General features: G+C 42.8%; 8 protein-coding genes. All 8 read right to left on the bottom strand.

Annotated features, from left to right (window positions below):
• Positions 1-6: 6 nt before the first annotated feature.
• The 8 genes from CLV32_RS13800 to CLV32_RS13765 all read right to left on the bottom strand — a co-directional run bounded on the left by CLV32_RS13800 (position 7) and on the right by CLV32_RS13765 (position 13,265).
• Positions 7-2,604: a DUF4961 domain-containing protein gene (locus tag CLV32_RS13800; RefSeq protein ID WP_133556472.1), complete on the bottom strand. Its 2,598-nt coding sequence runs from the start codon at positions 2,602-2,604 to the stop codon at positions 7-9.
• On the bottom strand, positions 2,604-3,953 hold the full coding sequence (locus tag CLV32_RS13795; RefSeq protein ID WP_208111009.1) for an MFS transporter: 1,350 nt from the start codon (positions 3,951-3,953) through the stop codon (positions 2,604-2,606). The genes CLV32_RS13800 and CLV32_RS13795 overlap by 1 nt, the downstream gene beginning before the upstream one ends.
• 10 nt (positions 3,954-3,963) lie before the next feature.
• Positions 3,964-5,649, bottom strand: a complete 1,686-nt coding sequence (locus CLV32_RS13790) for an alpha-amylase family protein (RefSeq protein WP_208111008.1) — start codon at positions 5,647-5,649, stop codon at positions 3,964-3,966.
• Positions 5,650-5,705: 56 nt separating this feature from the next.
• Positions 5,706-8,027 (bottom strand): glycoside hydrolase family 65 protein, encoded by a 2,322-nt coding sequence (locus tag CLV32_RS13785; RefSeq protein WP_133556468.1) that lies wholly within the window; start codon positions 8,025-8,027, stop codon positions 5,706-5,708.
• Positions 8,028-8,040: 13 nt separating this feature from the next.
• Positions 8,041-8,706, bottom strand: a complete 666-nt coding sequence (gene pgmB / locus CLV32_RS13780; protein WP_133556466.1) for a beta-phosphoglucomutase — start codon at positions 8,704-8,706, stop codon at positions 8,041-8,043.
• Entirely contained in the window at positions 8,706-10,568 is a 1,863-nt protein-coding gene (locus CLV32_RS13775; protein ID WP_133556464.1) for a glycoside hydrolase family 13 protein, read from the bottom strand. Before CLV32_RS13775 ends, pgmB begins: the two co-directional genes overlap by 1 nt.
• 72 nt (positions 10,569-10,640) lie before the next feature.
• On the bottom strand, positions 10,641-11,657 hold the full coding sequence (locus CLV32_RS13770) for a SusE domain-containing protein (protein WP_133556462.1): 1,017 nt from the start codon (positions 11,655-11,657) through the stop codon (positions 10,641-10,643).
• A gap of 18 nt (positions 11,658-11,675) precedes the next feature.
• The gene (locus tag CLV32_RS13765; RefSeq protein ID WP_133556460.1) at positions 11,676-13,265 is read right to left on the bottom strand and encodes a RagB/SusD family nutrient uptake outer membrane protein; all 1,590 of its coding nucleotides are present in this window, start codon (positions 13,263-13,265) and stop codon (positions 11,676-11,678) included.
• Positions 13,266-13,274 lie beyond the last annotated feature (9 nt).

Genomic DNA, 13,274 nt, shown 5'->3' with positions numbered 1-13,274 from the left:
ACAAGATTAGTCCTTCAGTAGTTTCTTACTGTAGATATGATACTCGCCAGGCGCCAATATTTTGGTATAGGCTGTCCCGTTCAGATTGACCGGATCACCGCCATTATTATCATACCATACACCTGAACTGCCAAAATCCACATTAGCTGTTTGGTTTACTACATCGAAATTCCCTACAACAACTACCGTATTATTGGCGTCGATCAACTTGATAGACTTGATATTGCCTGCTACGCTGAAACTCAGGTTAGTTGTTGTAAACACACTGTTATTCTTTTTCAAACTGATCAGATGTGCATAGGCATTGTATAGTGTCTTACGTGCTGGTTGTGCTGTGTATTCCCAGTGGATAGGCTTCTCTCCCGTCCTTCCGTTTACATTGATCCCAATATCGTAACCTAGTTCCTCAAACTGCCAGATCATTTTCGGTCCTGGTATGCTAAATAAAAATGCAGCAGCAAGTTCTTCGCGCTTCAATGCAGTTGCCAGTTCCTTCACATTATAGCTACCTGAGGCATTTCCATAAGCCAGATTTTTGGTCATGGTACGTTCCTCGTCGTGACTCTCTATATAAGTAACCAGATAATCTGGCTTTGTAAAACCATGCAAGCCATAAAAAGCTCTAGAGAAATCAGAGCTGGTATTATATCCCATTGTTGCTTCATTAAAGCTTCCATTCAGGTTATTCCAAAGTAACATGCCATCCGCTGCCAGCTCTTTTTCTTCATCATCAGCAGCAAAGTGCTCCAGGATGACATAAAAATTCGGATCTATGCTTTTCATATAGGCATTATAATCTTTCCAGATAGCTAGCCTGCCGGCGTCGTATGCACTCCATGCTGTAACTGCCGCATCAGAGGTCCCGGAGTTCTTCTGTGTAAAGCCTTTAGAAAGGTCAAACCTAAATCCGTCTACTTTATATTGCTGCATCCAAAATTTCAGGACATTTTTGGTAAAAGTTTTTGTGGCTGCACTTTCGTGATTAAAATCGAAGCCTACATTAAAAGGATGCGTAGGATCTGCATTGAACCATGGACTGTTTGCAGCGGGTTTACCTGTGGCGGCATCAAAATACAGCTGTACCATTGGCGACTGGCCGAAAGAATGATTCAGTACCATATCCATGATGACCGCAATACCTCTACTATGACATTGATCAATAAAATTTTGCAATGCAACCTTAGTTCCGTAAGCCTTATCAGGAGCAAAATAGAATGACGGATTATATCCCCAACTGGAGTTACCCTCAAATTCTGTAACCGGCATGAGCTCAATCGCGTTTACGCCAAGCCGTGTTAAATAACTCAATGTATCTGTCAACGTTTTATAGTTGCCTGATTTCAAAAAATCCCGAAGATGCAGTTCATAAACCACAAGATTATTCTTATCAGGTCTGTTAAATCCGGATGCCGTAAAATTATAACTAGCAGCATTTCCCTGCATTACACTAACAATTCCTGTGGTCTTACCTGTAGGATAACCACGCAGGTTTGGATAAGTGGCCGATGAAATAGCCGCATCATTATCGGGATCAAGTACTTTCTCGGTATAGGGATCGGCAATTTTCAAGGTGTTGTCAACCAGATATTGGTAGGCATACTCCTGCGCGGGATCGAGATTATCTATTTGAATCCACCATGAATTACCATCAGGAGTACGGTTCATAAACTGGGCAGCTACCGGCTGCCAATTATTGAAGTCGCCAATAGCATAAACATTCTGCTTTCCTGGCGCATAAAGTGTAAGTATCGCAGACTTACCTCCATTTAGAAAAACGACCCCTTGTTTAGCCGCAGCAGGCGGCTCAAGTGTTTGCACAGTTCCATTTAACAAAAAAGAAAAGGTACTCTGGGCGGTGTTAGTACCGTCGGTAGCGACAATCTTGATTTCCTGAGGTCCGCTTGCGGTAAACTTGGCTGTCCCCTGAATAGTCATTGACCCATTTGCAGTCGCAAAACTCAACCCATTTAGAGAAAGTGTGAGATTGGCAGCTTTAGAAGATACCGCTGATACTATCAGCGTTTCGCCAACTGTTTTGATACTTACTGCAGGTGAAGGGTTGTAAGTAGGCAACAACTCTGGTGCTGTGAAAGCAACATTTAAGGTGTTACTTTCAAATATAGGCAGATAAATATCACTGTTATCGGCATTCCGTCCCACCATTGTGCCATCAGCGGTTCTGAACAGCATGACCAGCTTCAGGATTTTCTCAGTTGCAGGAACTCCGTAAAATGTACGGGGAGAAATACTGATCTGATAGGTGTGGTTGGCAGCTGCCGTCATTTTAGCAGCAGCATCTGCCGTGTTAAAAGAACTACTTTTGATATACTTCCAATCAGAAGCCCCGGTACTTTTATCCGTAATTACTGCAGTATATATATAAATATCCCCTGTATAGCTTTGCAGGGCTTTATTTCCTTTAGTAGCGTCGAAGGTAAGTACAAATGCGGCGTCTGCACCCGGAAAATTAGTAGACGTTGTTACCAAACCGTTTTGATTAACAGGGGCTACAGGAGTTGTTTCGTCATCATTAACAGAAGCACTTTTCCTGCAGGCACTGAGAATAAGGCTGATCAGGCACAGCAGGATATATATTTTCCGCATTAGTCGCGTTCTTTACTTTGTATATATAAAACAGATATCGCACCGAGGATCATAAAGATTCCTGCAAGAACGATCGCATAAATTGCTTCACCATGGTAAAACTTCTTTACGATCAGGCCGCCAAAAAACCCATTAACGATTTGAGGCATAGTGATAAAGAAATTGAAAATCCCCATGTATACCCCCATTTTTCGTGGCGGTATGGAGCTGGATAAAATAGCATACGGCATGGATAATATACTTCCCCAGGCCAACCCGATACCGATCATAGAGTAAATGAGGTGATCTGGATTTGTTATGAAATAGATCGATAATAAGCCTGCACCTCCTGCAAGCAGGGAAAAGGCGTGTGCTACCTTACGACTTGTTAACCTTGCGATAGACGGAAGGATCAAAGCATACACAGCGGATATACCATTATATACTCCGAACAGAATACCCACCCAGTTACCTGCGTCGGCAAATTTAACCGATGAAGTATCGCCAGGCATCACTTTATAGATATGCTGTGCCACTGCAGGCGTTGTAAATACCCACATTGAAAACAAGGCAAACCAAGAGAAAAACTGTACCAAGCCAAGTTGTTTCATAGTTAAAGGCATCCTTGAGAAATCCTTCAGGATAGACATCAGTCCGGCTTCCTCTACTTCCTTCTCTGTAGTCTGGAAGCTTTCCATTTCTTCTGGTGGATATTCTTTAGTGGTCACTACTGTCCACAGAATTGTGCCCAATAAAATTGCTGCACCAACATAGAAGGAATAGATTACGTTATTTGGAATTTGTCCTTGAGCGGCAACTTTCGAAACCCCAGCATATTCAGAAAGAATATAGGGAAGCCACGATCCTGAGATCGCTCCGGCACCAATCAAAAACGTCTGCATAGAAAAGCCGAAACTACGTTGGCTTTCGGGCAATTTATCAGCAACCAATGCCCGGAAAGGTTCCATGGCTACATTGATAGAAGCATCCATAATCATGAGCATACCTGCGCCAATAATAATTGGCGGCATTAAGCTGGCCATCATAGCCGAGTTAGGCATTAGGATCAGTGCTATTGCAGTCAAAATAGCTCCAACTAGAAAATAAGGTCTTCTGCGTCCAAACTTGTTCCAGGTCTTATCACTATAATGGCCAATAATAGGCTGTACGATCATCCCCGTTAAAGGGGCAGCCAGCCAAAATAACGAGAGATGCTCAACATCAGCGCCGAAGGTCTGAAGTATCCTGGAAGCATTCCCGTTTTGCAGGGCAAAACCAAACTGAATTCCAAAAAAGCCCATGCTCATATTAAATATTTGTGCATTGGAAAGTCTTGGCTTGGCAACGCTTTTCTGGGTATCCTTTGTCATGATTTAAGTTTTAAAATTCGATAATCTGCACTGCACCGGGCATCAATTCTACATATACTGAGGTCGACGTGTTGTTCCTGATAGACGTGCCGGATAATATTTCTTTAGCTGAGTTGATTTTACGCTGCTGCAATACTTCTTCGGGGATAGTGATATCCTGTTTGATACTATCGTGTTCGTCGAAATTAACAAGCACCAGCAAACGCTGATTTGCTGTGTATCTATAAAAAGCATAAATTTTTGGGTGATCAGTAAAAGGCAGGTGATAAAATTTGCCTTTGATAATTGCTTCCGACGTTCCGGAAACAGTGAGCAGGCGCTGATAAAAAGACCGCAACCGTTGCTGTGCCACACTTAACTGCGCACCATCAAAGGATCCGTTGTTCATCCATTTCTGATGTTCAGGCACCCCCCAATAATCAAAGATAGTTGTTCTGCTATCCTCGCCACCAAATCCTTCAGCACCGTGAGCAGGCTCCCCTACTTCCTGACCGAAATACAACATCACCGGGCCACCAGATAAAGTTGAGGAAACTGTCATCGCCGGCAAAGCCTTGAAAGGATCTCCAGCAAAGGTTTTTGAGGCGATACGTTCTTCATCATGATTTTCCAGGAAACGCAGCATATGATCACCAAATCCGGCACTTTCCTTTTGCCATACATGGTCGATATCAGCCACGGTGGCCGAGGGCTCATTACGCATCAGTCTTTTTAGGCCATCGTATAGTCCAACTTTGTCATACAGGTAGTCAAACTTACCGATCGTCAGATAGGTAGCATAGGTTTTAGGATCATATGCCTCACCCATAAATACAATCCCTGGTTTAGCTTTTTTTACTTCTGGAATCACCCAGCTCCAAAACTCTACCGGCACCATTTCTGCCATGTCGCACCTAAAACCGTCGACACCCTTTCTACTCCAATAGATTAGGATATCGCGCATCTTGATCCACAACTGTGGTACCGGATTAAAATGTCCTTTTCTACCATCCTGATAATCCACGCCGTAATTTAACTTTACTGTTTCATACCAGTCATCTTTACTCGGCGTTGCCGAGAAAACATCGTTACCGGTGGCCTTTGCAGGGAATTCCTGGTATTTACCATCCGCCAGCGGCCCTGTAGGTTGTGTTCCCGCACCTGGAACAACAAAAGCCTTTCCAGGAACATAGTAATAGTCATTCGCCGGACTAAATGCCAGGTTTGTATTATCTTTTGCGCCAAAGTCTATCACCCCTGCAGGTTTAGCATTTGACTGATATTTACGTGCCACATGGTTGGGCACGAAATCAATGATTACTTTTAATCCTTGTTGATGTGTCCGTTTGACGAGTGATTCGAATTCTGCCATCCTATGCTTAACATCGACAGCAAGATCCGGATCCACATCATAATAATCACGGATCGCATATGGAGAACCTGCCCTGCCTTTCACTACATCACCGTCAGCATTAGGAATGCCATAAGCTGTATAGTCTGTAAGACTGGCATGGGCGATTACCCCTGTATACCACACATGTGTAGTTCCCAGTTCCTTGATCCCAATAAGCGCTTTCACCGTAATATCATTGAACTTTCCGCTTCCGTTCTGTTCAATGGTTCCGTAATGAATATTATTTGTTTGCTTGTTTCCAAACAAACGAGGTAACAGTTGATAAATGATCAACTTATTGGAGGTCTCTTGGGCTTCTAACATAACAGGGGCTGCAACAGATAAAAAAATGATTATAAGTAATCTTTTGTACAAAGTCATTATACTAACAATTCATTATATGATATGTGTTGTTCACCTTCCTTAATCGTATAACGTTGATTGAATACCGCAACTTCGATTTCCTGTGCAGAGAAATTGGTGATGCTGATTTGTGAAGCATCGATCTTAACTTTCAACTGGGTGCCTCTGAAGCCCATGCTGAAGGTGAATGAATTCCACTGACTAGGTAGAAAAGGATTAAACTGAAGCACATTATCACGCACTTTCATGCCGGCAAAGCCTTCCACAATACTCATCCAGGTACCTGCCATTGAAGTGATGTGTAAACCATCATCTGTATCATTGTTATAGTCGTCCAGATCCAGGCGCGCTGTACGCAGGTAAAACTCGTATGCCTTTTCCTCATCACTTAAGCGGGCAGCGAGGATACTGTGCACACAAGGAGAAAGAGAACTTTCATGTACAGTTCTGGATTCATAGAACTTGAAGTTTCTTTTCAGGGTATCCAGGTCATAGTCATCTTCGAAGAAATACATGCCCTGCAATACGTCTGCTTGTTTGATAAAGCCTGAACGCAGGATCCTGTCCCAGCTCCATTTTTGATTTAACGGACGGTCAGAAGCAGGCAGGTCTGAAACCAGCATTTGCTCTTTATCCAAGTAGCCGTCCTGTTGCAGGAATACCTGTTCTTTTTCAGAATACGGGTAGAACATCTGATCTGCGATGGAAGTCCAGTCGGCAAACTCTTGTTGCTCATTGAAGCTGGTTAAGCCGGTAATTTCTGCATATCTGGCAGCATCAGTAGTTTTAACGTATTCTGCCGATTCACGGGCATAACGCATGCACCATGCAGCCAGGATATTCGTATACCAGTTGTTATTGATGTTATTTTCGTACTCGTTTGGTCCTGTAACGCCGAGGATTACATACTTGTTTTTCTCTGCGCTCCAGTTTACACGTTGTTTCCAGAAGCGCGCAATACCGATCAGCACTTCAAGACCATATTCGGCCAGGTAGGCAGCATCGCCAGTATATCTGATGTAGTTGAAGATCGCAAAAGCGATAGCCCCATTTCTGTGGATCTCTTCAAAGGTTATCTCCCATTCGTTGTGACATTCCTCACCATTCATGGTTACCATTGGGTACAGGGCAGCACCTCCGCTAAAGCCAAGCTTTTCTGCATTTTCAATGGCTTTCTGCAAGTGGTTATGTCTGTAGATCAAGAGGTTTTTTGCCACTTCCTGCGGAGCAGTAGCCAGATAGAAAGGAATACAATACGCCTCAGTATCCCAATAGGTTGAACCTCCGTACTTCTCACCTGTAAATCCCTTAGGGCCAATATTTAAGCGTGCATCAGCACCGGTATAGGTCTGGTTAAGCTGGAAAATATTAAACCTGATAGCTTGCTGAGCGGCAACATCACCCTCAATCAAGATATCACTCTCTACCCATTTTGCTGCCCATGCTGCTACCTGATCTTGGAATAAGCCATCAAATTTCTTATCCTGCGCTCTGGCAATTGCCTTTTTTGCGGCATCTTGTAAAGCATCTTTCTCATAGTTTTGAGAAGTAACATTACAAGCATATTTATAGATATCTACAACTTCGCCCTGCTGAACAGTGACGTTAAATGCGTTAGAGATAAACTTATCTTTTTGGATGCTCTCCTGGTCCGGAGCAATATCTTTTCCATTAACGCTTACCTGAGTAAAAGCTGCTGTGCAAACGTCGAAGGCAGTTTTCTTGGTGGTCATGGTTAAGAACAGCGTTTCATCAGTGTATTGCTTTGCTGTTTCATCCCAGAACTTCTCATCATAATTAGAATCCTGATTTTTAACATCCCCGTCAATTGCAGAAGTAATTGCAATCGTTCCCGAGAAATTAACCGCTTTTACCTGATAATGGATAGCTGCAAGTTCATCATCGGCAATACTGCAGAACCGTTTTGCTACAACCTGAATTTGCTTGCCACTTTTCAGCTGAGCAGTAAACTGGCGTTCCAGATAACCCTCCTGCATATGCAATGTACGTTTGAAATCCGAAACCACAGCGTCGTGCAAGTCTACTGTTTCGCCATCAATGCTGATGGTGATGCTTACCCAGTTAGCTGCGTTTAATACTTTGGCAAAATAATCAGGATAGCCATTTTTCCACCAGCCTACGCGTGTTTTATCGGGGTAATATACCCCTGCAACATAGTTTCCAAGTAATGTTTCGCCACTATATGTTTCTTCAAAATTAGCCCGTTGCCCCATGCGTCCATTGCCGATGCTGAACAAGCTTTCAGATATTTTATTTAACTGAGGATCGAACCCTTCCTCAACAATTTTCCATTCGTTAGGTTGAATATAATTCTTCATCGTTCCGCTGCGCTTAATTGATTAATGCTTTTATTTCTTCTACTGTTATTGCCGAGAGGTCTTTGACAACCACATCTGCCCCCGTTAAATTTTCCGGTTCTCCAATACCTACAACTTTCATTTTTCCCGCGATTGCCGCCTGTACTCCAGCTTGTGCATCTTCAAAAACGATACACCGTGATGGATCGGTATCGAGTAATTCTGCTCCTTTAATAAATACTTCTGGATCAGGTTTAGAAGTGGTTACGTGATTGCCATCTACGATAGCATCAAACAGATGTGCCAGGTTGGTACGTTCCAGGATTAATCCTGAATTCTTGCTTGCAGAGCCCAATGCGATTTTAATTCCCGCGGCCCTTAAAGCTTCCAATAGCTCCACCGATCCCGGTAATACTTCCGCAGCGGTCATTTTACTGATCATGCCTACATAATTGTCGTTTTTTACTGTTGCCAGTGCTTCCTGCTCTTCAGCTGTTTTCTGCACACCACCCCATTCCAGGATCAACTGCAGCGAGCGCATTCTGTTTACGCCTTTAAGCTGTTCGTTTTGCGCTTTGGTAAAGTCGAATCCCAAAGAGTTGGCAAGTGCCTTCCAGGCTTGATAGTGGTATACTGCCGTATCTACAAGCACTCCGTCCAGATCGAACAGACATGCGATATTGTTATTGCTTATTTGCATTAGTTTAATTCTAATACCAGGGTAGCCCTGGCGGGAATTGAAATTGATTGGAGTGAATTAAGTTTGGCACCGGTGATAATGTCGGTAGCCGATGTAGCCTGACCTACCCTTTCCGCAAAGCGGGTGGTTGATAGTGTTTTTTCTTTATCTTCTGAATTGAAAATCAGCATCACTGTTTTTTTATTATCCGGTGTGTATCTGAAATAAACATAAAGTCCATCCTGAGGCACATATTGCATCAGTTTACCTGTTTGTAAAGCTAAACTTGTTTTACGATAGTTGGCCAGTTTACTGATATAGTTAAAAGCTTCATTTTCTTTCTCAGTTCTGCCAGCAGCAGTAAACTTACTGGTTTTATCAGCAGGCCAACCTCCAGGGAAGTCTGAACGTACTAACCCGTCCGGGTTAGAAAAGTTTTTCATCAGAATTTCTGTCCCATAGTACAACTGCGGAATGCCACGCATAGTCAGTAACATTGCCATACCAGCTTTGTACTTATTGAAATCTTCGTTGACTACAGAATAGAACCTGCTCATGTCATGGTTATCCATGAACACCACATTATTAGTTGCATCCTTATACAGGAAATCCTGCGCCAGTATTGCATAAAGTCTGAAAATACCATCCGTCCAACCTGGTTTACCATTAAGGGCTTCGAAGATCGCGTCTTTTATTACCGCATCGGTAATCCCGGGCAGGTGGGTATCAAAACCACGGTTAACAGTATTACCGCCAGTGAAGTAAGCCTGGCTCGCTACTGCGCTTACCAGCGTTTCGCCAAAAATTGACAGGTTCGGAAACTCAGCTTTTAATTTCTGGGCCCAGTCCGCCATGTATGGCCCATCGTTATATGGATAAGTGTCTAATCTCAGTCCGTCGATACCAGCATATTCAATCCACCAGATATGGTTCTGGGTAAGGTAATTCTGTACATATGGATTTCTCTGATTCAGATCGGGCATCGAAGGAACAAACCAGCCATCCAGCATTTGCTTTTTGTCTGCTTCTGATGCATGAATATCCATCACAGGCTGATCCCTGTAGCTTGTTTGCGTATACGTTGGCCATTGGTTCAGGAAATCTTTCATCGGAAGATCTTTGTATAGATAATGACCTGTACCGATATGGTTGTGTACGATATCCTTAATAATTTTTAGTCCTTTAGCATGTGCCTGCTCTACATAAGTTTTATATAAAGCATTGGTACCGTATCTTGGATCAATTTTGTAGTTATCTGTTGCAGCGTACCCATGGTAAGACGCATTCTTCATGTCGTTCTCAATCTCGGGAGTCATCCATAAAGTCGTTACGCCAAGATCCTTGAAATAGTCCAGGTGATTCATTACGCCCTGGATATCTCCGCCGTGGCGATAATACATAGAATCTCTGTTAAGTGTTGTTTCCTGCAGGCCTTTTACCACATCATTCTTAGGGTCGCCATTTGAAAAACGGTCTGGCATCAACAGGTAAATAAAATCTTTGCTTGTCACACCTTGTATGCGCCCGGCCGATTGGTTGCGTGCTTTTAATTCATAGGTGTAACTAAATGTCTTTTTTCCTTTTTGCGAAAACGCGATCTGGAAAGATCCTGGTTTGGCATCTGCTGCCACTTCAAGATCAATAAATAAATAGTTGGGATTTTCAACTTTGTTAACCTTAAGCAGGTTTACACCTGGATAGCTGAGTTGAACTTCGTTTTTAGCAATCTGATTGCCATGTACCAGTAGCTGTAACTTTGGATTGTGCATCCCAGTAAACCAGAACATGGGCTCTACTCTTTCAAGCTGTGGTAGCTGCGTAGTTTGTGCATGTATAAAAAATGGAGAGAGTGCTAGAAAGAAAATAAGTAAACTGCGCTTCATGTATGGGGGATATGATTGTAGTAAAAAAGAAACCCCGCAGAACTTACATTCTGCAGGGCATTCTAACCAATTCTAATTTTTAACCAGGGTGTAAGTCAGGGCACTTACATTTAGGGTTATTGTATAATTTCCTGCAGTTGTTAGTGGAATATCACCTCCTGTTGCAGATAAAGTACCGGCAGTTGCGCCTGCGCCAAGACTAAGTGTCCAGCCTCCGTCATTACGGAATTTAAAGGCTCCTACCTTAAGATCTACTGTTGCTCTCCAAACACCGTTGGCATCGTTGATAAACTTAAGATCAGTATCAGCGTCCCATCCTTTAGGAGTTGCATCACCAATAATTGTCCATGCTTTTACAGCTGCAAATTCTATTGTTTTCTTATTCAGATCAACAGTAAGTTGACGTTTACCAGCAACACCTGCATTAAGATCTCCACCAGTTGTGCTGATCAGACCAGCACCAGCATCACCATAAGCAAGATTCCAGTTTTTTGCAGGAGTAATTTTGAAACCAAGGTTACCAGCAGTATAGTTAATGATTCCGGTATATACACCATTGTTATCTTTCGACACCAAACTATCGGCAGTTTCAGGAGCCCATCCCTGGTAAGCACCAGGAACATAAATCCAGGCTGCGGCCAGGTAAGGTGAAGTACTCAGTGTAACAACATTTGAGTAGGTTACCGAATTTGGTGCCGGAGCTGACTTTAAGCGCACCTCAATTTGTGCAGTTGCAGCAGCTTTTATACCCAATGCCAATACCATTGCATTGAAGTCTGCTACAGTAGGGCTGTATGTTGTAGTTGTAATTACATATTCTTTCGGGGCGGCAAAGTTATTGCCTTTAACATCAAACTGCAGTGTTGAAGCAACCGGCACTTTATAACCTGTTACTGTTGCTGCGGGGAATGTCAATGTTACCGCAGGTTTAGTAGCGTTAGCCTGAGCCAATGCAACGGTAGTTGAAGACGCCGTAAGTGTTCCAGCCGAGCTTACGTTTGAAACGGTCAGATCTCCGTCTTTCTTACATGACCATAGTGAGACAGCAATTAAGCTGAATGCTACGGTTTTTAATAAAATTGATTTCATGTTGATATATCTTGAGGATTAATAACCTGTATTTTGAACTAAGTTTGGATTAGCGATCATATCTGCTGCTGGGATTGGGTACAAGTTGCGGTATGCAGGAATTGCTGCACCAGCTTTTGTTCCACCTTTAAACGGCCACAGGTAGGATCCATCAGTAAATTTACCGAAACGTACTAAGTCGGTACGGCGATGTCCTTCCCAATATAATTCTCTTCCGCGTTCGTTCAGATAAAAATCTGTAGTCAAGGCAGCCGCAGTTAAATTACCGTTAGCATTGCCATAAGCACGTGTACGCAGTGCATTCACATAAGTAAGCGCTTGGGCAGCAGAACCACCAGCACCACCTCTAGCTACAGCTTCACCGTAGATCAGGTACTGCTCAGCTAAACGGAACAGTGGAAAATCTAATGAGCTGAAAGTTCCATTTAGTGATGGAGCAGCTACACCAGCAGCAGTCACGTTTTTGAATTTAGTTACAGCTAAACCATCAGTAAAAGTACCGATTGCATCGACAGTAGCTTTAGTACCGAAGAAAATACCGCGTTTGTCTTGTGTTCCGTTTGGATCCGGGAATAAAGCCGGTAGATTCTGACGGGTTCTGTTACCCAACCATCCACCATTTGGTACACCGAAAGATGTAGGATTCATATCGCCGGAAATTGCAGCGTTAATCAGGAATGTGGTTCCGCCAAAGTTGGTTCCTTTGCTACCATCAAAATTAATAGTCAGGATGGTTTCGTTGTTATTTACAGTGTTATCAAGATTGAACAGGTCGGCATAGTTAGCTTTTAGCGCATAACCGCCGTTGATCACTTTTGACGCATATGTGATTGCTTCTGTATATTTAGCTGTCCCAGTATAAACCTGAGCATTCAGATATAATCTAGCCAATAAAGCCCAGTCAGCACCTTGATCAGCACGACCATATTCGTTGGTTTTTACAGCAGGCAATTCAGTTTCAATTGCTTTAAGTTCGGATTCAACATAAGTAAATAATGCTGATCTGGTGATTTGCTTAGGTGCAGTTTTACCGATCAGGTCATTTTCTGTTACGAATGGAGGATTACCAAATCCGTCTAATAACACCCAGTATTGGAAAGCACGCAGGAAACGGGCTTCAGCACGATATTTTGCAATTGCAGTAGCATCAGCACCAGTGATATTACGACTAGCTAATTTTTCCGGAGTACTTTCACGAAGGAATTCATTAGCCAATGTGATTTGAAGGATTGATTTTGAATACAAGCCTCGTAAAAACTGATTATCAACAGACCAGGTAGATTGATCTAATTCAGGAATACCTGTATCTCCCCATGCACAGATGGCTTCATCCGTTGTAAGCTCCTGCGAAGTCCAGAACAATCTTAGAAAATCTGCGAAACCGGGATCTAATCCACCGATATCACTGGCGTCAGAACCTGTTGGACTCGTTAATCCAAAAGTAGCATATAATTTCACTAATGAATTTTTGTACCCAGTTGGATTTGCATAAACGATGTCTGCTGTCACGTCATTTGTAGGCGTTAAGGTCAGATCACTTTTTTTGCATGAATTTAATGACAGCAGTAAAATACCGGATGCCAATATTGTTTTATATATACTTTTCATCTTTATATC

It is taken from the genome of Pedobacter duraquae (genome assembly GCF_004362245.1).
Classification (GTDB): Bacteria; Bacteroidota; Bacteroidia; order Sphingobacteriales; family Sphingobacteriaceae; genus Pedobacter; species Pedobacter duraquae.
The sequence above is the reverse complement of the archived record's forward strand: the minus strand, read 5'-3'. Positions and strand labels throughout refer to the sequence as shown.

What these genes read in the sequence shown, in the direction of transcription:
- CLV32_RS13800 (WP_133556472.1), bottom strand. Translation starts at nt 2,604, where the DNA reads ATGCGGAAAATATATATCCTGCTGTGCCTGATCAGCCTTATTCTCAGT.
- CLV32_RS13795 (WP_208111009.1), bottom strand. Translation starts at nt 3,953, where the DNA reads ATGACAAAGGATACCCAGAAAAGCGTTGCCAAGCCAAGACTTTCCAAT.
- CLV32_RS13790 (WP_208111008.1), bottom strand. Translation starts at nt 5,649, where the DNA reads ATGTTAGAAGCCCAAGAGACCTCCAATAAGTTGATCATTTATCAACTG.
- CLV32_RS13785 (WP_133556468.1), bottom strand. Translation starts at nt 8,027, where the DNA reads ATGAAGAATTATATTCAACCTAACGAATGGAAAATTGTTGAGGAAGGG.
- pgmB (WP_133556466.1), bottom strand. Translation starts at nt 8,706, where the DNA reads ATGCAAATAAGCAATAACAATATCGCATGTCTGTTCGATCTGGACGGA.
- CLV32_RS13775 (WP_133556464.1), bottom strand. Translation starts at nt 10,568, where the DNA reads ATGAAGCGCAGTTTACTTATTTTCTTTCTAGCACTCTCTCCATTTTTT.
- CLV32_RS13770 (WP_133556462.1), bottom strand. Translation starts at nt 11,657, where the DNA reads ATGAAATCAATTTTATTAAAAACCGTAGCATTCAGCTTAATTGCTGTC.
- CLV32_RS13765 (WP_133556460.1), bottom strand. Translation starts at nt 13,265, where the DNA reads ATGAAAAGTATATATAAAACAATATTGGCATCCGGTATTTTACTGCTG.